Annotated in this window: 22 protein-coding genes and 2 pseudogenes; 15 read left to right on the forward strand and 9 right to left on the reverse strand. The window is 57.7% G+C overall.

All coding sequences use genetic code 11. The features are described from left to right. Positions 1 to 15: 15 nt before the first annotated feature. The gene (locus Q0687_RS30995) at positions 16 to 423 is read right to left on the reverse strand and encodes a hypothetical protein (protein ID WP_298885351.1); all 408 of its coding nucleotides are present in this window, start codon (positions 421 to 423) and stop codon (positions 16 to 18) included. A gap of 278 nt (positions 424 to 701) precedes the next feature. Between Q0687_RS30995 and Q0687_RS31000 the strand changes: the two genes are divergently transcribed. Together Q0687_RS31000 and Q0687_RS31005 are read left to right on the forward strand one after the other, a co-directional pair. Beyond that, a complete protein-coding gene (locus tag Q0687_RS31000) occupies positions 702 to 1,742 on the forward strand; it encodes a hypothetical protein (protein WP_298885353.1) in 1,041 nt (346 codons plus the stop codon). A gap of 564 nt (positions 1,743 to 2,306) precedes the next feature. Further along, positions 2,307 to 3,602, forward strand: coding sequence for an MFS transporter (locus Q0687_RS31005; RefSeq protein ID WP_298885356.1), 1,296 nt, complete (start codon positions 2,307 to 2,309; stop codon positions 3,600 to 3,602). Positions 3,603 to 3,784: 182 nt separating this feature from the next. Here the strand turns inward: Q0687_RS31005 and Q0687_RS31010 are convergent, their stop codons facing one another. Further along, positions 3,785 to 4,261 (reverse strand): redoxin domain-containing protein, encoded by a 477-nt coding sequence (locus Q0687_RS31010; protein WP_298885358.1) that lies wholly within the window; start codon positions 4,259 to 4,261, stop codon positions 3,785 to 3,787. Between the two features lie 631 nt (positions 4,262 to 4,892). Here Q0687_RS31010 and Q0687_RS31015 point away from each other — a divergent pair. Both Q0687_RS31015 and Q0687_RS31020 read left to right on the forward strand, forming a co-directional pair. After that, positions 4,893 to 5,309 (forward strand): cupin domain-containing protein, encoded by a 417-nt coding sequence (locus Q0687_RS31015; protein ID WP_298885359.1) that lies wholly within the window; start codon positions 4,893 to 4,895, stop codon positions 5,307 to 5,309. Between the two features lie 369 nt (positions 5,310 to 5,678). Beyond that, positions 5,679 to 5,789 (forward strand): annotated as a pseudogene (locus tag Q0687_RS31020) (IS5/IS1182 family transposase); the annotation flags it as partial. A gap of 28 nt (positions 5,790 to 5,817) precedes the next feature. Here the strand turns inward: Q0687_RS31020 and Q0687_RS31025 are convergent. Next, positions 5,818 to 6,291: a cytochrome b/b6 domain-containing protein gene (locus Q0687_RS31025; protein WP_298885361.1), complete on the reverse strand. Its 474-nt coding sequence runs from the start codon at positions 6,289 to 6,291 to the stop codon at positions 5,818 to 5,820. 1,192 nt (positions 6,292 to 7,483) lie between these two features. Between Q0687_RS31025 and Q0687_RS31030 the strand changes: the two genes are divergently transcribed. From Q0687_RS31030 to hemE, 6 genes are all read left to right on the forward strand, one after another. Then, positions 7,484 to 8,884 (forward strand): cbb3-type cytochrome c oxidase subunit I, encoded by a 1,401-nt coding sequence (locus tag Q0687_RS31030; RefSeq protein ID WP_298885364.1) that lies wholly within the window; start codon positions 7,484 to 7,486, stop codon positions 8,882 to 8,884. Then, positions 8,881 to 10,209, forward strand: coding sequence for a c-type cytochrome (locus Q0687_RS31035; RefSeq protein WP_298885366.1), 1,329 nt, complete (start codon positions 8,881 to 8,883; stop codon positions 10,207 to 10,209). Before Q0687_RS31030 ends, Q0687_RS31035 begins: the two co-directional genes overlap by 4 nt. A gap of 9 nt (positions 10,210 to 10,218) precedes the next feature. Further along, positions 10,219 to 10,461 (forward strand): hypothetical protein, encoded by a 243-nt coding sequence (locus tag Q0687_RS31040; protein ID WP_298885369.1) that lies wholly within the window; start codon positions 10,219 to 10,221, stop codon positions 10,459 to 10,461. Continuing rightward, complete coding sequence (locus tag Q0687_RS31045) at positions 10,448 to 10,921, forward strand: cytochrome C (protein WP_298885370.1); 474 nt, start codon at positions 10,448 to 10,450, stop codon at positions 10,919 to 10,921. The genes Q0687_RS31040 and Q0687_RS31045 overlap by 14 nt, the downstream gene beginning before the upstream one ends. 305 nt (positions 10,922 to 11,226) lie before the next feature. Further along, positions 11,227 to 12,165, forward strand: a complete 939-nt coding sequence (gene hemC / locus Q0687_RS31050) for a hydroxymethylbilane synthase (RefSeq protein WP_298885371.1) — start codon at positions 11,227 to 11,229, stop codon at positions 12,163 to 12,165. After that, entirely contained in the window at positions 12,165 to 13,244 is a 1,080-nt protein-coding gene (gene hemE / locus Q0687_RS31055) for a uroporphyrinogen decarboxylase (RefSeq protein WP_363324023.1), read from the forward strand. The genes hemC and hemE overlap by 1 nt, the downstream gene beginning before the upstream one ends. 418 nt (positions 13,245 to 13,662) lie before the next feature. On the opposite strand, the gene Q0687_RS31060 is transcribed toward hemE, so the two are convergent. From Q0687_RS31060 to Q0687_RS31070, 3 genes are all read right to left on the reverse strand, one after another. Further along, positions 13,663 to 13,896: a hypothetical protein gene (locus Q0687_RS31060; protein WP_265442191.1), complete on the reverse strand. Its 234-nt coding sequence runs from the start codon at positions 13,894 to 13,896 to the stop codon at positions 13,663 to 13,665. Positions 13,897 to 14,078: 182 nt separating this feature from the next. Then, complete coding sequence (gene nhaA, locus Q0687_RS31065) at positions 14,079 to 15,944, reverse strand: Na+/H+ antiporter NhaA (RefSeq protein WP_298885376.1); 1,866 nt, start codon at positions 15,942 to 15,944, stop codon at positions 14,079 to 14,081. A gap of 30 nt (positions 15,945 to 15,974) precedes the next feature. Further along, positions 15,975 to 17,006: an ATP-binding protein gene (locus Q0687_RS31070; RefSeq protein ID WP_298885379.1), complete on the reverse strand. Its 1,032-nt coding sequence runs from the start codon at positions 17,004 to 17,006 to the stop codon at positions 15,975 to 15,977. Between the two features lie 1,314 nt (positions 17,007 to 18,320). On the opposite strand from Q0687_RS31070, the gene Q0687_RS31075 reads away from it, so the two are divergent. The 3 genes and pseudogenes from Q0687_RS31075 to msrA all read left to right on the forward strand — a co-directional run bounded on the left by Q0687_RS31075 (position 18,321) and on the right by msrA (position 20,190). Continuing rightward, the gene (locus tag Q0687_RS31075) at positions 18,321 to 19,091 is read left to right on the forward strand and encodes a caspase family protein (protein ID WP_298885381.1); all 771 of its coding nucleotides are present in this window, start codon (positions 18,321 to 18,323) and stop codon (positions 19,089 to 19,091) included. Beyond that, positions 19,092 to 19,196 (forward strand): annotated as a pseudogene (locus tag Q0687_RS31080) (bacterioferritin); the annotation flags it as partial. Between the two features lie 481 nt (positions 19,197 to 19,677). Further along, complete coding sequence (gene msrA, locus Q0687_RS31085) at positions 19,678 to 20,190, forward strand: peptide-methionine (S)-S-oxide reductase MsrA (RefSeq protein WP_298885383.1); 513 nt, start codon at positions 19,678 to 19,680, stop codon at positions 20,188 to 20,190. A 752-nt stretch (positions 20,191 to 20,942) separates the two neighbouring features. On the opposite strand, the gene Q0687_RS31090 is transcribed toward msrA, so the two are convergent. The 3 genes from Q0687_RS31090 to Q0687_RS31100 form a co-directional block, all read right to left on the reverse strand. Continuing rightward, positions 20,943 to 21,995: a hypothetical protein gene (locus Q0687_RS31090; protein ID WP_298885385.1), complete on the reverse strand. Its 1,053-nt coding sequence runs from the start codon at positions 21,993 to 21,995 to the stop codon at positions 20,943 to 20,945. Positions 21,996 to 22,106: 111 nt separating this feature from the next. Next, positions 22,107 to 22,676 (reverse strand): cytochrome P460 family protein, encoded by a 570-nt coding sequence (locus Q0687_RS31095; RefSeq protein WP_298885387.1) that lies wholly within the window; start codon positions 22,674 to 22,676, stop codon positions 22,107 to 22,109. A gap of 11 nt (positions 22,677 to 22,687) precedes the next feature. Continuing rightward, complete coding sequence (locus Q0687_RS31100) at positions 22,688 to 23,362, reverse strand: cytochrome P460 family protein (protein WP_298885389.1); 675 nt, start codon at positions 23,360 to 23,362, stop codon at positions 22,688 to 22,690. Between the two features lie 1,099 nt (positions 23,363 to 24,461). Between Q0687_RS31100 and hemA the strand changes: the two genes are divergently transcribed. Both hemA and ccmA read left to right on the forward strand, forming a co-directional pair. Continuing rightward, a complete protein-coding gene (gene hemA / locus Q0687_RS31105) occupies positions 24,462 to 25,727 on the forward strand; it encodes a 5-aminolevulinate synthase (RefSeq protein ID WP_298885390.1) in 1,266 nt (421 codons plus the stop codon). 382 nt (positions 25,728 to 26,109) lie between these two features. Next, the gene (ccmA, locus tag Q0687_RS31110; RefSeq protein WP_298885391.1) at positions 26,110 to 26,736 is read left to right on the forward strand and encodes a heme ABC exporter ATP-binding protein CcmA; all 627 of its coding nucleotides are present in this window, start codon (positions 26,110 to 26,112) and stop codon (positions 26,734 to 26,736) included. The last annotated feature ends 123 nt before the right edge of the window (positions 26,737 to 26,859 follow it).

Below are 26,859 nucleotides of genomic sequence, written 5' to 3' on the forward strand. Positions count from 1 at the left end.
GACGGGTCGACAGTGTCATTTTGCGGCAACGTGACGTTTGCTGTCATTTCTGATCGATCCAAAGGCAAACACTGCAGGAAAAGGCGCAATATTCTGGAGGCAGATACTTTGACTGATGGCACCACCATGAGACGCGACAGCCTCAATTGCGCCGCTGCGCTGCACGTCGAGTCTCCGATAGCAACCTGCACCGCGTGTCAGTTCAGCATTGACAGTTGCGGTACGACAAAGTGACCTTGCAGCGCGGCGATGGGAAATTACAATTCGCCATGGAGTTGATGAATTATTGTTATTGGTGTTTTCCGAGATGATCTTGTAGTCGGAAATGCACGACCACCACATCGCACATCGAGCCCGGCGTATCCTGTAAGCAGAGAGCTCCGAGTTACGCTGAGTCACCGACTTCGCAATGAGCGCCGTCATGACACCCCACAATGTCGACGCTACTTAGGTCGCGAGCCCGGAGAGACGCTCATTCGGACTCTGCGCGAGCAAACGCACTAAGAACTCTAAAGTCAGCCATTCATGATGCGCATGAATATCTCAAATACATCTCGACCGGCTAGCGTGTTTGGCGTCTTGCGTGGTAACTGCGCCGTTCTATCTCGGCAATACTTGCCTTCTGCGGGAAACTATGAACTACCTGCCTGCCTCGGAAATCGTCTGGCACTCGGTTCCTCAGCCGTGACTCTGTAGGGTTGATGATGGACGCAAGTGTTGGCGAGCAAAATCGCAGGACGCATCTCGAGAAGCGATACAGCTATCTCACTCTTGCACCGGCGGCGGCGGCGATTTGTTATCCATTTCTGCTCGATGCTTTCCATGCTATCGTCGGCACGCAAGTCGTAAGCCTGCCACCCTTCGCAGTTGCCCGCGCGACCTTTGTTTTGGTCCTTGCGTTCGTGGTGCCGTTTCTCGGAATCGCCCTGGCTTGTCGACCGACTTCCGGTCCCGGTCCAAGACGCCTCGCCTATGCGAGCGTAATGTCGCCGACGCTCTATGTGTTTCTCGGGGTTGTGCAAGCTCTAATCAAGAGCCCTATTCCCGATGAGGTCATTTGGTGCGCGATCTGGTTCACAATCGCGAAATGGTCGCAATCTGCGCGAGATCCAGTTAGATCAGCTGACCCTGCGGTCGGCGGTTGGCGGAGTGTTCACGGAGTATCGGCCCTGGTCCTCAGCCTATATGTGGTGTTTCATCTCGCCAACCATCTGTTCGGCTTGATAGGTCCTGACGCGCACGCCGCAGTAATGAAAATCGGACGCATAGTTTATCGCTCTACGGTGGGTGAGCCGTTGTTAGTTGCAACGATGCTTTTCCAGATCAGCACCGGCCTCCTTCTGGCGTGGCGCTGGAGCGCTTCGGCACATAACTTCCAGAGGACCTATCAGGTCGCTTCGGGAGCCTATCTTTCAGTCTTTGTTCTCGGCCACATGAATTCAGTCTTCGTCTACGCTCGACGTTTTCTCGGCATACCCACGGATTGGAATTTCGCAATCGGAGCTCCGACTGGACTCATTCATGACGCTTGGAACATCCGTCTACTGCCTCACTACGCGCTCGGCGTCTTCTTTGTCCTGAGCCATCTCGCTTCAGGATTAAGGGTTGTGCTGATCGCACACGGTGTCGATGAACGTGTTGCGGGTCGTCTTTGGGGAACCTGCCTCGCTATGAGCGCGGTCGTAGCGTCAGGAATCATCGCGGGAATGTCCGGAATAAGAATCGGTGCGTTCGCCTCGTGAGTTTTGGCGGATCTGGCATACGCCCTTTGGACAAGGCATTGCTCTCCTGCCGATGCTTCCAAGCGATCCATTCTAATGTGGTGCCAAGCGATGACTACGATCCGCCGACCTCTGATGGGGTTTAGACCTGCAGCCTTCCCGAAGCAGCAAAGATCACTTGCGATACCTGACGCGTGTGCAATCCGACGGTCTCACCTCAGAGACCCCTCGGCAAAGAGCCCATATGGCTCAGGTATCTGGCCCTTAGCGAGCCATATAGGTGGATTGGCCACACGGGGCTGTGAGGTCTCGGCACCATCGCGCAATGACTTGGTCGAGGCGTCGTTTTGTCCGATCGTCTTGCCAAGACCGTCGCAAGCTGTTTCGAATAAGGACACGAATGTCGCGGAGAATTTCGGTATATTGTGCGCAGTTTGGGGCAAAACAACTGATCGACATCAAGTTTCGATCCAAGGAGTCCGCTGCTGAGAGTGCGCGCAAAGCCGGCTGTCCAAACGTCTTGCAGGAGATTGCTTCCTGATGGGCGGAGCGGAGGTTTTAACACTATCAAAACGACGCAGGACAATGTTCTGCATCTTGCTTGGACTTGGTCTAAGCTCCCTCGGAAGCGCAATCGTGAATATTGCCCTTCCGAATATCTCACGTTCATTTGCAGGTAACGACGCAGCGGCCGTTTGGGTCGTAAATGCCTATCAGCTTTCGGCAACAGTCTGCTTGCTGCCTGTCTCAAGTATAGTCGAGTCGCTCGGCCTAAAACGAACCTATGCCGGCGGTCTTACCATTTTTGCCCTCGCGTCTTTGGCCTGCGCGTTCGCTCCAACATTGCCTGTGCTGGTCGGTGCCCGCTTGATTCAGGGCGCCGGCGCGGCTGGGCTTTCTGTCGCTGGCGTTGCCCTCGTACGCGTGGTCTATCCACGCGGCATGGTCAGTAAAGGCCTTGCACTGGTCGCGTTGGCGGTGGCGATACCAGGTGCATTGGGGCCCACCATCGCCGCTGCAATACTCGCCGTTGCAAAATGGCCGTGGTTGTTTCTGGTGAATTTGCCATTCGGCCTCGCCGTGCCGCTCTTCATCAACGCCGCACCACCAGACGTTCGATTCCCTCGCGCCCTCGATCTGACCGGGACCGCTCTAAACGCGTTTGGATTCGGCCTTTTCGTCATCGGTGTTGGCACGCTAGGTAGCAGCGACGCGCGCATTGGGGTCGGAGAGATCGTCGCAGGCATTTTCTGTTTTGGTCTCTTCATCCGACAACAACAGAAGCATCCCATGCCAATGCTGCCGTTCGATCTTTATCGCATACCGCTATTTAGCTTATCGGTGTTGACATCTGTCTGCTCATATGCGGCACAAATCCTGGCCTACGTCTCTTTACCTTTTCTACTTGAAACGCGGATGCATCTTTCTGCCGTAGAAACAGGTTTGCTCTTGACGCCTTGGCCGTTTATGACCGCCGTCACGGCCCCTATCGCCGGTCGCCTGACAAGCCGCTTCCCAACGTCATTGATATGCGGCCTCGGTCTGACCTTGTTGGCGGCCGGCTTGCTTCTGATGGTCTTCTTGCCAACAAATCCGGCAAAGTCGGATATCGCGTGGCGATTAGCCCTTTGTGGTATCGGTTTCGGTCTTTTCCAGACCCCGAACAACACTGCGATGATGACGGCTGGACCGATCGGACGTAGCGGGGCCGCAAGTGGGATGAATGCTGCGGCTCGCTACGTCGGATGGTCACTGGGTTCCGCCTTGATTTCGCTGATCTTCGGCGTAAGCGGAGATCATAGCGCGATCTTTTGTTTGGTTGCGGGGATGACGTTCGCTCTGATGGGAGCTGCTACCAGCAGCGTTCGCCAACTCAGATAGTCAAACGCGGAATGTCGCACTTCCTCGAAAGTTGTGTTGCGGTTATCTAGGTTAGGTGAGCCGCCCTAGCCTGCGTGGTGGAACCCTAGCCGAACACGCAGAAGACCCGCGACTCATGCCCTTGGCCGGGCATCATCCGGACACCTGCGTGATTCATTTATCTCCCAGCTAAACCTCGCCTTTCAATTCTTTGCTAGAGATTTGAGGTGGTGGACAAAACCGAGCACATCGTCGGGCATCAGACGGCCGATCGCGCGGGTCGAATAGACGGCCGTCACTACCCGACCTTCGGGGTTCAGGATGAAACCGGTTGCCTGGAGACACACAGGATCGTCATTGACGAAGGCGCCCGTCACAGCAGAAACCGCTCGCGCGTCAGCACCGTACGCGACCGGGAAACCAATTTCGTGCTTTTCGACGAGCATCTCCGACTTTTCCCGGTCGTCTACCGATACTGAGACAACCTTGATACCTTCACCGGCGAATCTGTCCGCCGCTCGCGCGAAAGCGGCGAGTTGAGCGTTGCAGTAGGGGCACCAGGAGCCACGGTGGAATATAACCACGCCGAACCAACCTGCCAGATCGGCAGGCAAGTTGATTTTGCCGCCCCCGACGCGAGCAAAGGTAAGAGAGGGAAAAACGTCGCCGTTCTGTAGCATCACTATTGTCCCACTGTTTGAACCGCATGGCGCTCGAACGACCCGCAGCTTCGTCAAGAACGGCCCGCGCATCCAAGGACCAAAACGCTTTGATGAAGTCGTTGTCTGGCATATCGAGCCGCCTTCTAGATTCTTAGGGCCCACACTGCCTGTCGGCCGTAGGATCGGTTTCTACGACGTTGGCTTGGAGAGTGATCCCAGAACGCAGGCGGCACCAAATCGCTTATTGCCATAAAGTCAATAAACGATTGTTATTGCCGCTGGCCGCGCGACCCGAGCTTGATGCGATCGGTCCCGTCTGCAGAAACTCACCGCCTCGGCAGTCGATCACCTTCCCAGCCTGCAAGAAAAGCAGCCCATCCATTCCAGAACTGACATCACAGCACGTCGATGATGTCATGAGCGGCGTCGACGGGATAGACCTCATCGACAGGTGCGTGCGGCACGTGGTCTCTCCCGCCGAACGATCATAAAGGAGCCGCCTCTCCGAACGCCGCCGACCTCGTAAGCACCAGTTGCGCGTCGGAATAGAAACTATAACAGTCAGACATTTTCCTGTGAGAAGCCCTCAGCTTAGCATCGCCCGAGCCAAACGAGCCATCTCGAGGCGCGCAAATCAAGGATTAACCTCATGAAGATCCACACCATCATCCTCATCAGCGCCGCCCTGGCCTTCTCGATGACTGGTCCTATTTGCGCCCATGATAGTCGGGCGGAGACTGTCACGAAGAACTTCGAGGCGCTTATTCCCAATATTTCCGGTAAGTCGCTGATCGCTGTGGAAGTCAATTACGCGCCGGGTGCAGCCTCTCCGCCCCATACCCATGCAAAATCGGCTTTTATTTATGCCTATGTGATCTCAGGCGCGATCGAGTCGAAGGTGAATGATAGCGAGACGCGCATCTATCGGGCCGGCGAGAGCTGGTCTGAATCTCCGGGTGCACTCCACTCGATCAGCCGCAATGCAAGCAAGACCGAACCCGCGAAGCTGCTCGCTGTGTTCGTCCTTGACACCAATGACAGCCCGCTCACCACCCCTAGCAACTGAGCTTCAGACGCAGTAGAGAACAACGGACCGCAAGGGACAAACCATAGAGAGTGCAAGAGCCCACTCGGTTCACCCGCCTGCATCGCTCGCTTGTACAATCGCGATAGGCCAACTGCCCGCGCCGCCGAGGCTCTTTGCGGAAATATTGATAACCCCAACGCCGATCTCCATGAGTGGCGGTTGCTCATCGTACGTCGCCACATCAAAACCTGGCCCGTTTCGACTCGAGACCATGACCGAGCTGACCTGTGACGACGGCGGTGCGGGATAAATTGAAGAACGCGCCTTCGGGCGGTACGCCAGTCGATGCCTTGCCGGAACGAAATGAACTGGCGCAACACGTTCGGCGAGCAGATCAGGGGCATTCGAGAGCGGTTCTTCAACCGGATCAAATAATGTCATGGGGTGACGACGCGCTACGGCAGGCTGTCTGCCAACCACCTTGGCTTCGTTCAATTCGCGCTAATCAGGTTGTGGCTGCGTCTTTATGAGTACGCGTCCTTATCATTCATGCGCCCGGAATCATCGACTGAAGCACTTCATCACGCAGATAAAAGTAGTGGAAGAGAGCCGCGGCTGAATGCACGCAAGCGACCCAGAGTATGGCATAACCCAGCGCGGTATGTATCTCCATGATCAGATGACCCAAAATACGCGCCTGCGTAATCTGGGGAGCGATGTCAAATCCGGGAAGGGTGACGGGAATCCCCTCAAGCCACGTACCAAGCACGGCCGTCGTAGGAATCGCAATGAGCAACACATAAAGCGCGAAGTGGACGAGCTGCGCGGTTAGGGTCATCAATCGCGGCATCGCTTGCTTCGCTGGCGCGCCGCCGACCAGGCGCCAAATCAACCGCAATACGACGACACCGAAGACAAGAACCCCGATCGCCTCATGAATCCTTCGGAGCCCGTCCGCGGAGGCCGAATAGAGCGAGTAGCCATCGCCACTGCTCAGCGAATAAGCCACAAGAACTAGCATGACCGTCAGCCAATGGAACAACCGGACGGGGGCGCCGTAGCGAGAAGAACTGCTGCACAAAGCGATTACCTAACTTTAAGGGCGCTGCGGCATCTGATGAACTGTTGCGGCGCGTTGCGAGAGATGTGAACGCAGATTAACTTTGGTTCAGCATGCGGGCAAACAACACCTCGGTTAGCCCATTCTTTTCCCACTCCGTTCAATGGACTACCGCGGCTTCGCTCTCTCGCTCCGAGCAATGTCTCCTTGCAGGTGACTTTTAAGAGCTGTTCAGGAAAGGCCGTCTCGCCATTCCAATTGGCTTGCTGGCACATCGAGGCGTGCGGCAGGGCTTTGTGCACCTCGATAAACAGACGCCATCACGAAGCCATTTTTGCGCCGCCTGACCCGGCCAGAGACACGGGATCGCACCATCGACCTCAAACTTCCGCCTTCCATAGCGACCCTCGCTGCCTTCCGCCTGGTCGCGTACCGTTGGCAGCATTTAGCATTTGAACGACGTTGGTTGAAGAATGACCCAGCAACTGGGGCGCAGTAAAATCACCTTTAGCCATAGATTCGATAGGCGATCGTTATTGTCGCCTCTCCGACGTGGCGACGCCATAACGTGGAATGCCTGCAGGCCAAGAGACCAGCGCTCGCACTTTCGGACAACTCGACTTGGCTGGTTCCATGGCGCCGCTCGCTTACCCATGTCGCCAACAAGGCGATCGACATTGGGGAAACCTGGATCTCTGGAGATTCAACGGATGGCATTCCTCGCCGCAACGCCGTCAGCTGGGCAATAACGGACGTCTATCGACTCTATGTCGAAAGGTGATTTCCCTCGGAGGTCTTGCAAGGTCAAGCTTCAACGCATCGTCGTACCGCAGCTTTCAAAGAGCGTCAGCAAGACGCGATCAGATTCGAGAAGCCTGGAGGCCCGACATGCAAAGCGACGGCCTAACACCGATCTCAGTAGGTAGTCAGGTCGCCTGTTTCAGTAGGTCCGTGGAAATATTACTGCCGGTGCCTAATGGCGATCAGGATTGGCGTGACGCTCCATGTCTTCGCCCAGCTCAGCCACAAACAAAAGTGTACAAGTTGAACACGCTGGATCCTCTAGATAAAGCAGGCTCGGTTGCGGCGCCCGCGGGCGTCGCGCTTTTGATGCCCCTCAGGACAACGCTGAACAACGTCGTGGAGGAGACGGATGATGTCAGATAGCGCTGCAGCAATTCCACTTCGCGCGCTCCCTTCAGATGACCACGTTTTGGCGCGGGTGCTCGCGGCGTACGTGGCATCGGCCACAATCTGGCTTTTATTCGCCACGGCCGTGGGACTTCTCGTCAGCTTTAAATTCGCCTACCCTGATTTCGCGACCACGCCGGCGCTGTCGTTCGGTCGGCTGCGCGCGATACACACCAGCGGAACATTTTATGCCTGGGCGAGTCAGGCACTGATTGGGCTTGCGCTGTTCGTCGCGGCTCGCAGCTCTGGCACAAGACTCTACAGCGAGCGCCTCGCATGGATCAGTCTTGCGCTCCTCAATCTTGCCGCGGTACTGGGCACTGTCACGCTCGATTTGGGGTTCACCTACGGCCAGGAGTATCGCGAATGGCTATGGTGGATTCGCGTAATCCTTGGACTCGGCTTGATCACCGCGGCCTGGAATTTGATCGCCACCGTCGAGCGCCGCGATGGCGAGCATATCTATATTTCTAACTGGTATACTATCGGGGGTACGCTGTGGACGATCGTTATGGTCCTGGTGTCAATGTTGCCCTGGTATCAGTACGGCCTGGGTCAAGTCGCGGTCCAGGGATTCTTCATGCATAACGCTGTCGGACTATGGTTCACGCCTCTATCGCTCGGTGTGTCATACTATGCGCTGCCGAAGCTCCTAAACCGGCCGATCTATTCATATTCTCTCGGTGTCTTCGCATTCTGGACCAATCTCATCTTTTATCCGATCATCGGCGCTCATCATTTTGAATTCAGTCCACTACCATGGTGGCTGCAGACTACGGCCATTGTCTTCAGTGTGGCCATGCTCGTTCCAGTGTTGAGCGGCTCGGCAAACTTCCTTCTCACCTTCCGGGGGACTCACGAATGGGTATATCGTTCGCCCGCGGTTTTCATCCTCGTTGGCGTCTACGGCTATTTACTGGGATCCGCGCAAGGCACATTCGAGGCGTTTCGCTCGCTGCAGCAGCTTTGGCATCTGACGAATTACACGGTAGGGCACTCGCACCTCACGATGTATGGCTTCGTCACCTTCGCGATCTGGGGCGGCATCTATGCACTGTTGCCGCGCGCAACCGGAAAGTGTCCCTATAATCTAGCGATGGGCATTCATTTTTGGCTGTCTGCCGTCGGTGTAGTCATCTATGTTGCGGCGCTGTCGGCCGCCGGCACCATTCAGGGGCTCGACTGGTTCCGAGGTCTCACCTTCATCCAGTCGGTCGAAGATGCCGCGCCATACTGGATGTGGCGCTCCGTCGGCGGCTCCTTGATGTTTGCCGGCCATCTAGTCTTCGCTTTCAACGTCTGGACGATGACCTACGGTAGGTCCCGCGCCGAGATTGCCACAGCCAAGACAGTGCCAGCATGAACAAGACATTTGTTATTTCTGGCGGATCAACGCTGATCTACACTGGATTAGCGGTTCTTATGGGCGTGCTGCCGGGGATCTGGCTGTCGAAGGTGCCGCCAACGCCTGGCCTTAAGCCACTAAGCCCGATTGAGGCGCGGGGGCGAGATGTTTATGTCTCAGAGGGCTGCTTCTATTGCCATACCCAGCAAGTACGCCCGCTCTCCGGAGATAAGCCGTTTGGCCGCCCGTCTGCGCCCGGCGATTACGCCTACCAGACTACGGAATTGCTAGGTTCGGAGCGCACTGGTCCAGACTTGAGCAATATCGGCGCGCGGCAATCGAGTAACATATGGCAGTACATCCATCTCTATCAACCACGTGCAGTTGTACCACAATCAATCATGCCGGCCTTCCCCTGGCTGTTTAGGACCGTGCGCAAACTGCCACCAGGAGAGAAAGCGGTGCCATTGCCGCCCCAGTTCGCGCCAGGCGATATCGTCATCCCCAACGACGACGGCAAGGCGCTAGTTGCCTATCTGCTATCACTGAAACAGCCCCCACTCGCTCCGGCACAGACCCCCGCCGCGACTAAGAGCCCTTCGACCGGGTCCCTAAGGTTTGACGCCACCAAGGGCGCTGCATTGTTTGCCGACAACTGTGCATCCTGCCACGGCGCGGAAGGAATGGGTGTGCCGGGAACGTTTCCGCCGCTTGCTGGAGATGCGGTGGTGAACGACGCCAATCCCACTGCACACATTGGCACCGTGCTGCACGGACTTAGCGGGCGCGTAATCAACGGTCAGAGCTATGAAGCGCAAATGCCCGGGTTTTCCGATCAACTGTCTGATCAGCAGATTGCTGACATCATCGATCACGAGCGATCCTCGTGGGGCAACCGCGGTGCCCTAATCAGTGCGGCTGATGTCGTCGCGGCCCGTGCCAATGAACCATTGCAGAAGCAAGCAGCGACCCCGAAAGAGGCGTCCCCAGTAACGGCCCCAGCATCGACGTTCGATGCTGCGGAAGGATCGAAGCTCTTCGCCGACAACTGCGGCGTCTGTCACGGTGCAGAGGGAAAAGGCGTTCCTGGCACATTTCCGCCACTTGCGGGCGATCCGGTCGTTAATGCCACTGATCCTGCCGAACACATCGCCACCATGCTGCGCGGCCTCAGTGGCAAGGTAATCGACGGCCAGAAGTACGAAGTGGAGATGCCGCCGTTCGCTGACCGACTCTCTAATCAGCAGATCGCCGATATCATTAATCACGAGCGCACGTCCTGGGGTAACCACGGGGCGTTGGTCACGCCTGCCGAGATCACGAAGCTCCGCAGCAAAAAATAGGAGGTGACGATGATCGATACGATTAACGCCTGGATTCTCTCAGCGCTTGGCTACCTCTGCACCTCGTCTGCGACAGCTGGTGGTGCTGGCGGTCCTAACCTTTCCGGACCACTGCTCGGCAACGTGCTAGTGGCGGGGGGAGCCGGGCTCGTGACAGTCAGTTGCATCGTGGCAGCGGTGTGGATGCTTATCGCCCCGGGCGAACGAGACCCCGATCATCCAAAATATCGCGTCCTGCATGTCGACCGTTAAAGGAATGCAGCACGTGCCCGATCCGCGCATCCGAATCTATCTCGACGAAGCGACCGATCCAGTGACCGATCAGAGGCCGCCGGCGCAGATAGCGCTCGACACAAAGAGCCTCGCCGACGGCGAACACGCCCTGCGCATCGAAGCCCAGGACGCCACCGGCCAGGTCGGCATCCGACGCCTCCAATTCCAAGTTCGCAACGGCCCTGGGATCACAGTTAGCGGGCTTGGTGATGGGGCCCTCGTTCACGGTACGCTCCGCTTCATAGTCAACGCGTTTGGAGCCGAAGAGCCATTTGAGCCGCACCGGGCGGAATCGCCCTCGCCGATCCCTGTTTGGGTGTGGGTGCTGAGCCTCCTCATCGTTGCTTGGACCGCCTGGTATATTGCAACGCTTTGGGACGTTCCGACGGACTACGCCAAAACCCCAACCTACTCCACGTCAATGAATCCCTTCAAATAGCGAGCTCGAGGCAACTGGCGATGAGGGCCTCAGCCGGGATCAAATTCACATGCCACGCATCATAGTCAACAAACACGGCTTCCCCGGCGTCAGGAAGCGCTCGGACCATGCTAGGCGGCGAAAGCCCTACTATGCCCGCATCAGCACTGGTTGCGAAACCTTCATTTATAGCAAGAATTTCGCGACAGCCGAAGAAGCCGCTTCGGAATATCAACGAATGAAAGCTGAAAAATCATCGCCATATCGTCCAGGGACCACCGGTCAGCATCCTGCGACGAGCTACCCAACAAGTAAGAGGTTTGATCATGGAGATTCGCCTCGGCACCAGGCGAAGTGACCTGGCCCGCTGGCAAGCCAGTCACGTCGCCAATCTTATTCGCGGCGTCGAGCCGGCCGCTGAGGTAAGGATTGTTTTCACAAGTTCGGTTGGCGATAGAGATCGAAGGTCGTCTTTTCATCAGTTTGGGGGCGTCGGAGCATTCACGAAGGAGGGCGAAGACACGCTTATGCGAAAGGAAGTTGACCTGGTCGTTCATTCTCTCAAGGATCTTCCGACTAGATTGCGGCAAGGCTTGGTATTAGCGGCTGTTCCCAAGAGAGAGGATGCTCGTGACGCCATTTGTGGCGTTACACTAGATCAGCTACGACCGGGGCTACGCGTCGGCACCGGATCAATTCGCCGCAAAGCGCAACTTCTCGCTCTATGCAGTGGTCTCGATGTTCGACCCATCCGCGGGAACGTTTCTCCAAGGCTTCGTAAGGCAAAGATCCGGGACGGAATAGACGCTACTCTATTGGCCGCGGCAGGACTGTCCCGGCTAGGGTTGCTACATGAGGCCTCACAGGTTCTAGACGCGAATGTCTTTCCGTATGCAGCCGGCCAAGGCGCTCTCGCGGCCGAAGCTCGCGAAGAAGATACGGAACTCATAGCATTGCTTCAAAAGATAGAAGATCGGAAATCGCGCACTGAAGTAGATGCAGAGCGCGCCCTGATGAGAAGTCTCGATGCGGGTTGCAGCCTACCCATCGGCGTTTCCGCCACGTGGGTCGCCGGGACACTAACGCTTCGAGGACAGGTGACTCATCCAGATGGTAAATCGAAGATTGCTGATGAATGCGTTGGTCCGGCCGACCAGGCCGAGGCAATCGGTAGACGTCTCGGGCACAAGCTTCTTCAGCAAGGTGCAGGCGAGATACTGGAGGCCGTGCATCGTATGATGGAAGTACAGGGAGTGCTTCCATAGTGGTTTACGAGCCAAGAAAGTTGCTTCTGCGTGCGCTTGCCGGCGAGCGTACGGAACGACCGCCAATCTGGCTTATGAGACAAGCTGGCCGGTACCTGCCGGAGTATCTTGTAACGCGGGCCGCAGCCGGCGGAATGCTGGAGCTGTGCAACTCGCCGGACCACGCGGTAGAAGTCACGCTTCAGCCGATCCGGCGATTTGGATTCGATGCGGCCATTCTATTCGCGGACCTTCCGCAGATTGCCGCAGCGCTTGGCCAAGTGCTCGAATACAAGGACGGCGATGGGCCGGTTCTGTCGCCCCCGATCCGTACGGCTGCGGATGTGGCGCGCCTTAAACGTACTTGGTTGCACAAGAAATTGGCGCCGATCTATGAGACGGTGCGACGACTCACCGTCGCCCTCCCTCCAAACGTGGCCTTGATTGGCTACGCGGGGGCGCCCTGGACAGTGGCTACTTACATGGTTGAGGGTCGCGGCGGCGGTGCCACCGACCATGCTACTATCAAGCGATGGGCGTTGAGCGACCCAGAGGAGTTTCAGCCGCTGATAGACCTGTTGACCGAAACCATCACTCAGTTCCTAGGACGACAGATCGAGTCGGGCGCAGAAGCCATCCAGCTATTTGAGAGCTCGGCGGGTATCCTCCCTGAACCTTTCTTCCAGCGCTGGTGCGTGCAGCCCGTAGCCGCGATCGTCAGCGCCCTTCGCGCCAAATATCCCAATACCCCGATCATAGCCTTTCCGCGCGGCGCCGGTCTGCTTTACGTTGGCTACGCCGAAGCGACCGGGGTCAATTGTGTAGGCCTGGACAGCACCGTCCCGCTCGCTTGGGCTGCCGACAGAATACAGCGCGCCCTTGGGTGCTGCGTGCAGGGCGGCCTGGACAACCAACTACTGGTGGCGGGAGGCGCAGCGATGTACGCAGAAACCGACCGCATCCTGGCGGCCTTGGGCCGGGGACCGTTCATTTTCAATCTCGGTCATGGCATTCTGAAGACCACACGCCCCGAGCATGTCCAATCCTTGGTGCGTCACATAAAGTCGCAAAAGCTCGATGGCAGAGGTCGAGCTACCTGAATCCTAATCGAAATCAAATCAGCGCCGTATCCGTATCGCTGCAACAATGCAAGCGCAAGCACATCGTACTTGGCCCTTAATGTCCGCATGTATCAGCAGCACCACCGCTCGGCATCTATCAAGCGCGACGAGCAAACAACTGAACGCGATTCCCGGCGTCGGGCCACGCTGGCAACAGCTTGTGGTCGCCGGCATTGCTGATGCCAAGGCCTTCGCAGCTTTCGTCGCATCACGTCGCTGAGTGGGTACGCCGCCTAAACCTCAAAGCCGTCGACCGCGTTTGTTGCCCAGCGCGCGCGAGAACTCCTCATTTTGTGTCGGCGGTTAAATCAAATCTTGATCTAGCTGCGCTGACGCTGAAGTTAACCTTGTCAGGTTCCAGCTGCTTGCATTGTAAGTGGCCCGGAACACGGGGACCTTAATTCGGCTCGCCGAGCACGAACGTGAAGGGCACAACGAAGAGTTCATCGCCCTGATCATCACTGACATGCAAAATCCAATCACGCCAATCCTCGAGGCTGCGCTCTCTAGTGAGAGATTGTACGATACGGTTCGCATGATCCCGCGCATCAGCAATATCTTCCACCACTGCGCCGCGGCGATCGACGAAAACCTTCTTGGTGTTCGAACAGTGGAAATATACGTGCGTCATTTCGGCTCCTTCAAACGCAACAGTTTGCCAACTTCAGCATTGCTGGTTTCCTTGATGATGGGATGCCAGGAGATTTCGGTTAGGTGCACCCCAGGATTTCACGCGTGGTTGTGCATCGGGGGACTGCCTCGCGCCACTGGTGGGCAGGAAGACCCATATCCTTTCCATTGTCCGGCTTGCTATTATGATTTCATGCCGAGGCTCCGCGACGCGTCTCCGATAAGCTCCCGGTGCGAAGTTCCCCAGAGCAGGACAGTCCCAAGGGCGGCAGAGAGAATCGAGGCGGCGAACACAGCTATTTTTGCGGCCGAGAAGTCAGTGGCGTTTGGAAATGCCTGACCGGCGATGAAGAGAGACATCGTGAAGCCAATCCCAGCGAGGGCTCCTGCCCCGCCCAACTGCCGCCACGAGTACTCGTCCGGCTTGACGGCTAGGCCTGTGCGTACAGCCGCGGCGGCCGCGAGGAAGACGCCGAGCGGCTTTCCTAAAGCGAGACCAGCGACGATCGCGGCCATGAGCCTGCCATGGCCGACGAAGACGCCTGGGTTGATCATCATTCCCGCATTCGCCAATGCGAAGATTGGGAGGATAGCGTAGCTCGATCGCGCGCCGGCATGTCGCAGCAGCCGATCGGCGGGCGACTCAAGTCTCTCGTAGATTGCCTCGAGCGCGTGCAGAGCCGAAGTAGAGGGGCCGTTCCTAAGAACTTCACCCTCGCGCCGAGCCTCGGACGCGATGATGGTGCTCGCCTGCGTCATCAGGGCTTCTAAGTTGGCGGGCGGTCGCGTCGGAATAAACAACGCAAGTACCACCCCGGCCAACGTAGGGTGCAGGCCGCCAGCGTATACGGACGCCCAAAGCGCAACGCCCAACAGGATGTAGGGCGACAGAAAGTAGACTCCAGATCGGCTCAGAAGCACCAGCGCAACTACAACTGTGGCGGCCGCAGCAAGGTAAGCCAGATGGATCTCACCAGAGTAAAACAGAGCGACGACGACGATCGCGCCGATGTCGTCAACGATGGCCGCCGCAGTGAGGAAGATACGCAGCTCCACAGGGACGCGGGAGCCCATCACCGCGATCAAAGCAACCGCGAACGCGGTGTCGGTCGCCATCGGGACACCCCATCCGCGCGACCACGGCCCCGCTGGGATGATCAGCGCATACAGAAGCGCCGGTCCGACCATGCCGCCGAGCGCGGCCACGATCGGAAGCGCGGCCGAACGACGGCTTGCGAGATGGCCCACCGTCATCTCGCGCTTGACTTCCAATCCAACGACCAGGAAGAACACTGTTAACAGCCCGTCATTGACCCAATCGAAGATAGGCTTCCGAAAGGCTATGTTGCCCAAGCTCACGCCGAACTCGCGGCGCCAGAGCGCCTCGAAGTGCGGCCCGATGGGCGAGTTCGTCAAGATGATCGCCGCCACGGCCGCGAGGACGAGCAGAATGCCGGCTGACGGCCCCCAGCTCGCAAAGTCCAAGGCAGCCGTACGAACGCGGTGACCGAGTGTGCCAAGCATCGCATCGACGAAAGAACTCTCGTCCCACGGCCCGTCGTAGCGCCGACGGTTGATGTAGAAACTTGGCGTGAATCTCACTCCGCTCGCGCGCGCGCTTGCGATGTCCGACTCCACTCTCGACCTCGCCCGCCGTACGGCTTCGCTCTCGCCAAGCGAGAGGTCCGCGTTCACACCGAGGTCTGCGGCCACCGCGAAGAGATCGTCTTCCGTGAGCTGCGCCGATCTCGTCATAAGCTTGATGTGCGCGGACCAGAACGCTTCGGGCGTCCGAGCGAGCTCAACGATCTGTGCAGCCCAGAATGAAAGACTGTTGTTCGCGAGCGGCTTGTGACGGAACGCATAGCAGATGCGGTCGCCGAGTTGATCGCGCGCCTGCGCGATGCGATCGTTGGCAGCCCTGCAGTGCGGACACGCGTAGCTGCCGTACTCGACCAGCGAGATCTCGGCGTCGGGAGGGCCGAGCACATGTTCCGTATCGTGATCGACCGGTCGATCAAGTCGGCCTGACGGAAATATGAGCTTCATCGCTGCGCGGTTCCGAGTGTTCGCGCCTGGCTACGACCTTGGCGCGGTCGTCGCGGTGTTGAAGATTTGGAATACGCCACCACCGGTTGTCGGCGTGTATGAAGTCCTTGTTTCGACGACGCTGCAGGAGAGCCCAGTAGGCTGCACGCGCGGCAGGAAGAGGCGCACCACCGTTCCGGCACCGGGCTCGCTCTCTATCCAGACCGCGCCACCTTGTCTCTCAGCGAAGTGCCGGACCTGGGGGAGTCCGAGTCCGGTCCCGCTACCTTTGAGCTTTGTCGTGAAGTATGGGTTGAAGGCCTGCGAAAGGACATTCTCGGGCATGCCCTCTCCACGGTCGGCGACGACAATCTCGACAAACTCTCCCGCAGTTACGGTGGAAGCCTCGATGTTCCGCGCCACGATAGTAATCACGCCGCCGGTTGGCATTGCATCGGCCGAGTTTCGGCAGAGATTGAGCAAGGCGAAGTACAGCTCTTCCGCGTCGGCATTGAAGGTCCATAAGGCAGGGACGATTTCCGTGCGGACGGAAACGTCTGGACGCAGCACCCCGTCAAGCGTTCCCGCTATCAATGCGAGCTGACTGCCTGTTATACCATTGGACTTGGGGCGCGGCCTCGCTGCGTCAAGGAGCTGCCGGCTAAGCGACGCGCTTCGTGTGATCGCATGCTGCATTTTATCAACGATGGCCCTCCGGTACGCAGCATCGCTCTGACGCTCGATTTCCCGCAAACCGCTCCCGATGACGGTGAGAAGGTTATTGATGTCGTGAACGAACTGCCTCACGTCCGCTATCGTCTCCGCCATTGTCCCCCCGACCGCGTCTCGCGCCTCGCACTGCGGACCGGTATGGCGCAAAATCCCCGAAACCTCGCCGTCGGACCCGACGACTTGGATCTCCACACATTTAAACGAGCGGCCGCCACCATCATCGTGCACGCAGCTCATCCTTCTCACCGCACGCTCCACTCCAACCGCAGCACCGTTCCCGTCCACGAGCACGACCACGTCCTCCAACGGCGGGCCCTCGACGCGGCCGGGGATTGTCTCGCCGATATGCATTTCGGGATCTCCTGGCATCGGATCGTTCGAGGTAACGTCGGCAACTCCAGCCGCCGCCGCGGACGGGCGACGATGCATCTACATTGGGCCAACCATGGTCGAAACCAAAATCACCTCTCGCCATAAAGTCGATAGCCGACTGTTATCGGAATAGCTCAGAAGTGTGCGGCGTGCTGCGGGCGCCAGTTACACCTAGTCGCCTCGGTCCAGTAGAACCCTTCGCGACTAAGAACGGGTGTTCACGCGACGATCCTCTGCCCTGGTTCCAAGCCTCAGCAATAGCAATGGTGCCGTGGGCGTCCCGTTAGCCAAAAAGCGCCCGCCCGTTCCGCTGCGGTCGGAAGCGCGATTGCCAGTGCGGCAGAGCATTTGCGGCGAGCTGCCCTTACTTTGCGGCTCCCCACTCGCACGGATATCCGGACGCCGATGACATCGGGCGAAGCAGCAGTCTGACCGCGTTCAGGCACCAATGCCAATGCGCGCGACAATTTTCCTCAACTAGCGGCACCATCGCGCTGCGCTCCCTTGGGCCCTAGCGGTCCGCCAATAATGGTCGTCTATCGACTTCATGGCGAGAGGTGATTTCACTGGCCACCGCTGCAATGTCATTATCTCGCAGAGTTCCACTCTTATAGGATCTGCCATGAACGCTCGACTTCGCATTTGCGCGTCTGCGCTCGCACTTGTGATTCCGATCGCAATTGCCGCGTCGTCCAAATCATCAGCCGCCCCAATTGTTAGTACGTCCATCAAGGCGGCCATACCACCGTTGACGACAGATGTCCGCTCAAGGGTGCGGCCTGGTCATCCTCTTGAACCGGCAGCATACGGTCGTTCGGCCTACGATGGCTCTTGGGACCTCGTCTTCGTGACGCAACGAGGAACCTGCGATTCCAGCTACAGTTTTACTGTCGATGTAACCAACGGCATTGTTACGCATCCAAATCTCGTGAAGTTTCGGGGTTACGTCGCAAGGTCGGGCGCAGTTCGCGCCTCCGTGGAGGTCCACGACAAATATGCCGCGGGTACTGGCAAACTGTTCGCGACCACCGGTCGAGGGACCTGGAGCGGCCACTCAGGATCAGCGCGCTGCTCAGGCTACTGGTCTGCACAACGTAATTGAAGACGCAATGTCGCCACGCACCCTACTAGACTCTGGCCGGAACGCTATTGCCGATATGCCATCTTACCGGAGGGTAGTGAGCCGGAAACCATAATGGAATGAGATCTCCCAAACTAGCTAGCGTTGCCGTCCTGCTTAGCTTGCTCTCAGCTGCTTCCGACGGGGCAATGCGGCCGCAGACGCCTCGTTCCATGAGCGAGTCCATCCAGCCGGACGACGTCGCGCCCCTTGATGCTGGTCGACTGGCGTTGGTGATTGGCAATTCAGCCTATCCCGATGCGGACTTTCCTCTTCCTCAAATAACACGCGATACGGAAGCCTTGACAAATGCTCTTCGCGAGGACGGCTTTTTCGTCGATGCACTTGAGAATACGACGCGTCTCGGAATGACCCGTGCAATCGATCATCTAAAAGAACGACTGCGTTCGAACTCAACTGTGTTGGTTTATTTCGGAGGTTACGGCATCCAATCTGACGGACAGAATTACCTAATCCCCATCGATGCGACGATTTGGAGTGAAGAGGACGTTCGTCGACAAGGTGTAAGCATCGACCACCTCCTTTCGCAACTACGCAATTCCGGAGCACGCGTTAGGCTCGCAGTGATTGAGGCCTCACGCCGCAATCCGTACGAGCGACGCTTTAGGACTTATTCACATGGGTTGGCCCCCATTCTACCGGCCGAGAACGCACTTGTCCTGAGCTCAGCCGGGCCTGGTGAAGTAGTCGAAGATCCTGAAGGACTGCATAGTCAGCTGATTAGCGCTCTGCTTGCGCAGATGGAACCCTCAAGGGAGATCAAGGAAGTCTTCAATAATACTCGAAACGCGGTGGTGGCTGCTACTCGGGGCCAACAGATTCCAATTGTGTTATCTACGCTGACGGAGAGTTTCCATCTTTCGCCGGCGCAGATCGACGCTCCCGCCTACTCCGTCGGCTCTGCGGTTAGTGGTCATCGGTGACGGCGCCTCTTCGAGAACCTGACGATGGACGAGGAGAACCTTATCGCTTCCCTCGAGACGCAGCTTGATTTGATCAAGCGCGTTGGTCTCGCACTTTACACCCAAGCTCCGGACCGGGGAGTACTAAGCTTTGGCATCATACCGCAAGTGCTCGTACACGCTCTCGCCGAGAGACGTCGTCGAGAGCGCCGTTCCAAACTCAGCTATATTCCAGCAATGTGGGACCGCTCTCCTGAAGCAGGAGCCTCAGCTCGGCAGACTGCCTCCCCAGCGCCAATCCTACAGGCATAGTCTCGATAGCCTAAGGTGATTGGACGGTCCGGGACCGGGCGTCTAGCTTTCTACAACAAAATTGTACTGCCAATTGCCTGCGCTGCTGAGCACCTGCGTCGTGCTCCCCGCGAGGGCCGGCGCTGGCGCTGCATTTGCGGCTATCGATGCAGCGTCACGGAGAACGTTACCAGCTACATCGAGCGACAGCGGGTGGAGATACTGAATTGACTCCGCCTTCTTTCGCTCCATCCGCCGCAGCTAAGTGGACGCGACCGCAACAGCCAAAGCTCTTTGCAAAGGAGGAGACCCTACCATGGCAGGGACTACAGAACGCACAATACTGGCGGGGGGTTGCTTCTGGGGAATGCAGCAACTGCTAAGACGATTGCCTGGTGTCATCTCAACGCGGGCGGGCTACTCGGGCGGCGCCGTCAAGAACGCCACGTACCGCGATCACGGCACGCACGCCGAAGCGCTTGAGATCGTGTTCGACCCGCGTCAGGCGACCTTCCGAGAGTTGCTCGAGTTCTTCTTCCAGATCCACGACCCAACGACCATGGACCGGCAAGGAAACGACCGAGGTACAAGCTACAGGTCGGCGATTTTCTACACGAGCGACGAACAGCTTCGCGTAGCCCAAGAAACCATCTCCGACGTTGAAGTCTCGGGGCTGTGGCCAGGCAAGGTCGTAACGGAGCTTTCGCCCGCTGGCGAGTTTTGGGAGGCCGAGCCTGAGCACCAAGATTACCTGGAACGCCATCCGAACGGCTACACCTGCCATTTCGTCCGGCCCCAGTGGAAGTTGCCACGCAAGACCACTGCCTGAGCAATCGCGCTTTCGGCGGCTGACGAAACGCACGTGCGTGGCGAAGGCGCGTTCCGAACTCATCTCGTGATGACTAGCGATGGCCTGGGGGGCCTGGTCGCCAGGCGGCGCTCGCGCGAGCTTGAGTGGTTGTACGGCGAGGTCCGAAAAACGAGCAAGAGGCTGGACCACCCTCTTTCCCCGGCGCGAACGTGCATGCAGCCGATGTGAGAAATGCGAGCCCTCGCGGACCCCGCTTACTGAGCGATCCTGAAGGGCTACAGCTTTTCGATGAGCCGTACACCTTCCTATCCGGTCCTTCTTTTAGACATTCTCGGGCGCGGTCCATAGCGCGATCGGCATCACGAGGCGAGATACAGTCGGAACAAGGTCGACACGATCGACAGGTCGCATTGGGGCCTGCGGCGCGATAAGGATCACGCTTGCGGCATGTGGCGGTAAAACTGCTCTTAATCATCACCCCGCGGTCTTTCGTTACAGAGAGGAGGCCAGAGCGGCTGCGCTAGCCGCGTCGCCCCCCGACTGCCGACCGACCCGCTACGTCCGTTGGTATCCAGCAGCTAACGCTTATGCCCAGCTATGCCCGGACTGCGGTCGACAGCCCCCGTCTTTCTGTCGAGCCACAAGGCACGAGGCGCGCCAGAGCATCGACCCTGCGGTATGGCGTGGGGCCTTAGCCTGAAGTAAAGCCCCAGTCCACGAATAGACGTTGCGCTCCCCGGCTCCGCAGCCCGCAATTATGCAGTCGGGGGCTATTCATTGGTAAAGCCCACAACCGGACAATTGACTAGATTGCCCGTCGTCTTCACCGGCCCTCCCGCAGGGCTCACCAGTAAGCCCGCCGCGCTTTTGGCTTCAAGATCGTCGCCGTCAGTGATGAGTTTCCTTTGATCCTTCACGATAGCTTCTTTGGTCCACTCGGCTATCCGCACGTCCCACATTGGAGAGTATCCGGCACTAATCTCCGTGAAGTGTGCGAGGATGTCGAGCGAAGGCCCCTCTCCCTTGATAGCACTGTTGAGTCCCTGGCGATTTGGATCCTCCACACCCATGCTGCCATTCAAAATCGTGTAGATCACCTCAATCGCGCCGCTCTGTAGAATGTCGCTTTCCGCAGGTGCAAAGGTAGACGACTCAAGGGTCGCCGATTCCTCGGAATTTGCGTCAAAACTAAGATAACGCAGGTGTTTTCCGTTCGCGAATCCAAAACGAAGTTTCAAGTCGACAGTGCCCTTATCAGGACAAATACTTGATACGGAGTCCGTCACGAGGGAGTAATCGGGGCTGCCGTTGCAAAATGCAATTTTGTCCGGCCCGACATCGAACGCGATGATCGGCGCATTGAAAACAATATTCATACGATTAGCTACCCGCACCAGTGGACTGTAGTGCGCATCCCCAATAGAACCGGCTCGGGCTGTCTTAGGAGGAAAAAACTTGGGCGCGTCCCCACCGACCAACTTCTGCGAAGGCGAGAAATCGACCCGCCCCGATTCAAACGTGAAGTTACCCGTGTCGTCCATTTCAGCAACCCGTGTGCTCTTCAGGTCCTTGGCATCAGCGAGACTCGGCGCCCACGTAAGCCCCATCTCTTTTGAAGTAGCGTAATCGCTTACGTCGGTGAGCACGAACCAAACGGTCTCTCCCGACGCAAGACGGCCGCGATGGAGCGGTAGCGTCACCACCTCTCGTACTAGGTCCACCTGGCCCGACGTAAGAAATTGTTTTGTGAGCTTTTTGCCAGCGATTGGGTCGGCCGCGAGACTTACATGAGGTATCGAAAACGACACCACAAGCATCACCATCGACCCGCAAACGCATCTGACGAGCTTCCCGCTAGGCTTCATGACGCTACTTTCCTTGCATCACGTCTGGTTTTGCACAGGTGATATTGCAGCTAGTTCGCCGACGGCCTGTCACTTTTTGAGTCCAGGATAGCCTTGAACATAGATCCAGTCGGTCGCTTTCGCAGGGATGTGGCAACCTAGACAATCTGAGCGGAAGTTCGTTGAGGTCGTTTTCATCGGATCACCCGCATCAAACCAGGACCAGCCCCAACCATTGCCCCACAACTTGTTACCGGGGTGGCTGTCCTTGCCGTCCTTCACCATCATGAACCATCCTTTTAGGCTTTGCTGATGGCTAACGGTCCCAGTCGTCATTTCCGAAGTGGCCGCGGCGTACACCTCTTTCACCAAGATCGAACCCTCCGGAAATTTGCCAGTCGCCCGATAGGCCGCCGCAGTGCCGGGCGACGCGTAGACCACGTGCATCTCCTTAGCGCCTTTGTCACCTGCAACAGACCAGCTCCCAAGGAATTCGTAAGCCGTTCGGTAGTCCTTCGGGATATGCATGTTGCCTGCCCCGTCGACGAGTTGCTCCTGCGCAGGCGCGGCCTGGCTCGGTCCGAGCTGCGATACGAGGCACCCGACGGTCACGGCAATGAATGAAGCGGACACAACGGCCGCACTTCCGAGAAATTTCATCACGGTTCTCCCTACTTCTTGATAGACGGATTCTCGTTGGGCGGCATTTTCTTGGAGTGATTCTGGCCGGGCGGTAGCGGCACTTCGTCAAGCAACGCGTAGAACTGCGTCCATACGTCGTCCCGCTTCGCGTTTGCGATGTGACAATAGCCGCATTCCTCGACAGGCCGGACTTTCGCAGAGGCGGCCTTTGGTTCAAAATGGTTGAAGTTGAAATAGCCCCAGCCGTGACTTGCCTTATATCTTTCGGAGTCCTTGACAGTCACATCCGCACCGTTGAAGGGACCCGGGAAGAACCCTTTACCCGATGGCTCAGTTCTCGAACCGTCCGGATTGGTGGCGGGCTGCAAGAGCTGCAGTTCCTTCACAAAAATCGTTCCTTCAGGAAAGACTCCCGTTTTTTTGTAGATCTCGTAAGAGCCAGGCTCGATATATACGTTGTGAAATTCCGGGAAATTAGCCTGGGGCGGGTTTAAGAAATTGGGTGTTGTTGGGGATCCAACGTAAACCCATTCGTGAAAATTCTTCGGCAGAATGAGGTCGCCGTCTTTCGTGTATTCAGGAAGATAGCGGCCGGTCGCGTGCCAATCGTCGGGTGGTGGTAGTTGCGGTTGCTGCGCGAAAACTGCGGTTGCTAGAGCGCCAACGCCAAGGACGGTGGAAAGTGCCAATACGGTGCGTCTCATAGTCTCTCTCCTTTGACAGCTCGATATTGCCGATGAGGCAATGACTGCATCTTTGCGAGGGTGGTCTCATCAACAACTCGCAAATCAAACTAGGCATGGTTGCCACAGGGCGAAAGCAACAAAGGGGCATGAAATCAATGCCCGATGGAAATGACGCGCTTTCGAACTATCGAAGGTTGATCGTCGACTCCTCTGTTTCCTAGCAACGCGACGCACCGAGTTGCCGACTAATCGCCATGTCCCGGCCTCGCTGATGAGCTCGACACTTTGCTCATCTGCAGATTTGACCATTGAGCGTCCAATCTTGTCGGTCCACATATCGCACGCAATTCCGCGGAAGGGGCCAGTGCAGTCTGCCGGCCAATAGCAAGCCCTGCTCGGTCAACCTAATTTGCATCTCGTCCATTCGCTCGCGATTTGCCCCCCTTCCGAGCGATTGTCGTGTCAGCGCAGCTTACGAGCTAATGTTCATCGTGTTTGATGAAGTCACTTCTCTTTCAGAAGGCATAGTCTGTCGAACGTCGACACCTGCACCGCGCCAGCGTTGAAGAGGTCTCCTACGTCACACTTTGGGTGCATGACACTACGATCGAGAGGCGAGCCTCGGCTCGGCTTTGTTCACTTCGACCCCTGCCGGTCCGGATCACCCAGCTCTTCACTGGTGAACAGCCATCGAGCATCTTGGACTATGATCTGGGCGGCAACTTCGGGTCCGGTGAGCGACGAACTATCTCGCCGATCTGACTGATCCCGTCGTACAGTTGACTTAGCTTCCGGAACTAAGCCGCGACCGGCGCAATTTTGCATCAGAGCGGCGTACGCACGATGCAAAAAAGGACGGCGGCTTGGGTTAGGTCTGAGCTGCCTCAGGTGGCGTCGCTCGATCATAACCGGAGGGTTTTAAAACCATAACTGAGACGAGTGCGAAGTGCGCTGCGTGATAGGCTATGGTCGACCTATGCTCGAGCGACGGATAGGGAAAGTTGACATGGACGATCTGGACGTATCGGCTGAGCCTCAAGCGAAGCATTCAGCGCACGGAAGCTCCGATAATGGACATTCGTGTACGGACACACACTCGTGCTCGGACATATCGTGCATGAAACGCGCGTTGACGACGCCTCCAGCGAGCTTCGTCTGGGGTTCCGTCAATTGTGCGAACGAAATATACGAGCGCTATTTCAACGACTCTCTTGAGCGCCTGCGTGGGGAACAACGCTATCGCGTCTTCGCTAACATCGAACGCGTCTGCGGCCGCTTCCCAACCGCCAAATGGCGCAGTCCTGACGGGGCCGTTACTGATATCACGGTTTGGTGCTCGAATGATTACCTGGGCATGGGACAACATCCGGAGGTCGTGAGCGCGCTGACGGCCGCGGCGCACCGCTGCGGTGCAGGAGCAGGTGGAACTCGCAACATCGCAGGGAATAGTTCGCCCTTAGTTGATTTAGAGGAAGAACTTGCTGATCTGCATGGCAAGGAGGCAAGTCTCGTCTTCACCTCCGGCTATGTATCGAATCAGGCCAGCATATCCACAATCGGTAAGCTGATCCCAGGGTGCGTAATCTTTTCTGATGCATTCAACCACAATTCGATTATCGAAGGCATTCGTCAATCAGGTTGCGAAAAGCGGATTTTCCGCCACAACGACCTTGGTCACCTTGAGGGCTTGCTGCGCGAGGCAGGAAGCGGCCCCAAGCTCGTCGTGTTCGAATCCGTCTACTCAATGGACGGCGATGTGGCGCCGATTGGCGCAATCTGCGACCTTGCCGAGCGGTATGGGGCAATGACCTACCTTGATGAGGTTCACGCCGTCGGCCTCTATGGCGCTCGGGGCGGCGGAATCAGCGAGCGCGAAGGCGTGATGCACCGCTTGACGGTGATCGAGGGTACTCTCGCTAAGGGATTTGGCTGCATTGGCGGCTATATCTCGGCATCGCGATCTATTTGCGATGCGGTGCGCAGCTTCGCGCCCGGATTCATCTTCACGACCGCCCTCCCTCCACCGATTGCCGCCGCAGCGCGTGCGTCTGTTCGCCACTTGAAACACTCGTCTGCCGAGCGCGAAGCACAACAACGACAGGCAGCCGCAACGAAAGAGGCACTCAAAGCCGCCGGGCTTCCGGTTCTACCGACCGAAACCCACATCGTGCCTGTGATTGTCGGCGATGCGGAGTTGTGCAAGGCGGCAGCCGATCGCCTTCTACAGCGCCACGCCATCTATATCCAGCCGATCAACTATCCGACGGTCCCGCGCGGGACGGAGCGGCTGCGGATCACGCCGTCGCCTTATCACGCAGATACCCACATAGCGGAACTCGCAGCTGCGCTGGCTGAGACCTGGGGCGCCCTTTCTCTTTCCTGAGAGACGTAATCGGTAGCGCTCCTTTCGCGACCGCTTACCCGGCTTCATCACCGGGCCGTCGGCTTACCGGCGGCGCAGAGTACACTCTGAGGGCGTCGGGAGTCCCGGTGGTGCAGCCGAGGCAGCAAGTTGGGGCAATGGAACATCCCTTTCAAGTTTGTATGGGCGCTCCCGTGGCACATCTTGCCGTCGGCGTTCACAATCGGGCTCGCATCCGTTTAATGGGCGGCCCCGAAGAGCGAACCTCCTCGGCCTCTGGACCGTTCTTCCCCCGAAACCGCTCGAACACGTTTGTCCAAAATCGCCAGTCATTTCGATAAGCCTCCACACGACCGTTCGTTGAAAACGAACTCAGAGAAGCATCGGATAACGAGAACTGAAAATGGATAAAATACAGCGCTCCCATCTGCTGATCGAAGATCTGTCTGTGGCGCGCGGCGAGCGCATCCTGCTCGGCGGGATATCTTTGCAACTAAGCTCGGGCCAAATCGCCGAAGTGACGGGTCCCAACGGAGTGGGCAAATCTACACTCTTGCGCGCGATCGCCGGTTTTTTTCCACTGAGATCCGGCCGCATGTCGTGGGTGGAATCCGAAGCTGCGGATTCTGTGCCCCTGGCAGAACGCCTCCACTACGTGGGCCATCTCGACGGGCTGAAATCGGCGTTGACCGCCCGCGAAAACCTCGAGGTCGGCCTGGGATTTTTGGGGCGGGACCGGCGAACCGCCTTACAGGCGCTGGACTGCATGGAATTGGCTCATGTTCTCGATCTGCCAGTCGGTTATCTCTCCGCGGGGCAGCGTCGCCGCGTCGCATTGGCCCGGCTCTTGATCGTCGATCGACCTCTATGGCTGCTCGACGAACCGCTGACTGCACTCGACCGGCACGCGCGCGCCTTACTGAAGGCTATCGTCGCGGGCCATCTCGGAAGCGGAGGATTGACGCTGACCGCGACCCACGAACCTCTTGGTCTGGCAGGGACAATCCAAGTCAGGCTTGGAACCAGGTAATGGCCATTTCGCTGAAGGGCGGTCGCAGCCCAGGTAGCTGTCTGTCTCGAGGTCGGGCAAGAAGAGATCACGCTGCTCTTCCGATTTCAGTGGAGCGGTGTCAACCCAATAGCGATACCGGAC

The sequence above is a fragment of the uncultured Bradyrhizobium sp. genome, from assembly GCF_936928535.1.
In the GTDB taxonomy this organism is placed as follows: domain Bacteria; phylum Pseudomonadota; class Alphaproteobacteria; order Rhizobiales; family Xanthobacteraceae; genus Bradyrhizobium.

Coding starts and splice junctions, on each gene's coding strand:
- Q0687_RS30995 (WP_298885351.1), bottom strand. CDS start 423: ATGACGGCGCTCATTGCGAAGTCGGTGACTCAGCGTAACTCGGAGCTC.
- Q0687_RS31000 (WP_298885353.1), top strand. CDS start 702: ATGATGGACGCAAGTGTTGGCGAGCAAAATCGCAGGACGCATCTCGAG.
- Q0687_RS31005 (WP_298885356.1), top strand. CDS start 2,307: ATGTTCTGCATCTTGCTTGGACTTGGTCTAAGCTCCCTCGGAAGCGCA.
- Q0687_RS31010 (WP_298885358.1), bottom strand. CDS start 4,261: ATGCTACAGAACGGCGACGTTTTTCCCTCTCTTACCTTTGCTCGCGTC.
- Q0687_RS31015 (WP_298885359.1), top strand. CDS start 4,893: ATGAAGATCCACACCATCATCCTCATCAGCGCCGCCCTGGCCTTCTCG.
- Q0687_RS31025 (WP_298885361.1), bottom strand. CDS start 6,291: ATGCTAGTTCTTGTGGCTTATTCGCTGAGCAGTGGCGATGGCTACTCG.
- Q0687_RS31030 (WP_298885364.1), top strand. CDS start 7,484: ATGATGTCAGATAGCGCTGCAGCAATTCCACTTCGCGCGCTCCCTTCA.
- Q0687_RS31035 (WP_298885366.1), top strand. CDS start 8,881: ATGAACAAGACATTTGTTATTTCTGGCGGATCAACGCTGATCTACACT.
- Q0687_RS31040 (WP_298885369.1), top strand. CDS start 10,219: ATGATCGATACGATTAACGCCTGGATTCTCTCAGCGCTTGGCTACCTC.
- Q0687_RS31045 (WP_298885370.1), top strand. CDS start 10,448: ATGTCGACCGTTAAAGGAATGCAGCACGTGCCCGATCCGCGCATCCGA.
- hemC (WP_298885371.1), top strand. CDS start 11,227: ATGGAGATTCGCCTCGGCACCAGGCGAAGTGACCTGGCCCGCTGGCAA.
- Q0687_RS31060 (WP_265442191.1), bottom strand. CDS start 13,896: ATGACGCACGTATATTTCCACTGTTCGAACACCAAGAAGGTTTTCGTC.
- nhaA (WP_298885376.1), bottom strand. CDS start 15,944: ATGAAGCTCATATTTCCGTCAGGCCGACTTGATCGACCGGTCGATCAC.
- Q0687_RS31070 (WP_298885379.1), bottom strand. CDS start 17,006: ATGCATATCGGCGAGACAATCCCCGGCCGCGTCGAGGGCCCGCCGTTG.
- Q0687_RS31075 (WP_298885381.1), top strand. CDS start 18,321: ATGAGCGAGTCCATCCAGCCGGACGACGTCGCGCCCCTTGATGCTGGT.
- msrA (WP_298885383.1), top strand. CDS start 19,678: ATGGCAGGGACTACAGAACGCACAATACTGGCGGGGGGTTGCTTCTGG.
- Q0687_RS31090 (WP_298885385.1), bottom strand. CDS start 21,995: ATGGTGATGCTTGTGGTGTCGTTTTCGATACCTCATGTAAGTCTCGCG.
- Q0687_RS31095 (WP_298885387.1), bottom strand. CDS start 22,676: ATGAAATTTCTCGGAAGTGCGGCCGTTGTGTCCGCTTCATTCATTGCC.
- Q0687_RS31100 (WP_298885389.1), bottom strand. CDS start 23,362: ATGAGACGCACCGTATTGGCACTTTCCACCGTCCTTGGCGTTGGCGCT.
- hemA (WP_298885390.1), top strand. CDS start 24,462: ATGAAACGCGCGTTGACGACGCCTCCAGCGAGCTTCGTCTGGGGTTCC.
- ccmA (WP_298885391.1), top strand. CDS start 26,110: ATGGATAAAATACAGCGCTCCCATCTGCTGATCGAAGATCTGTCTGTG.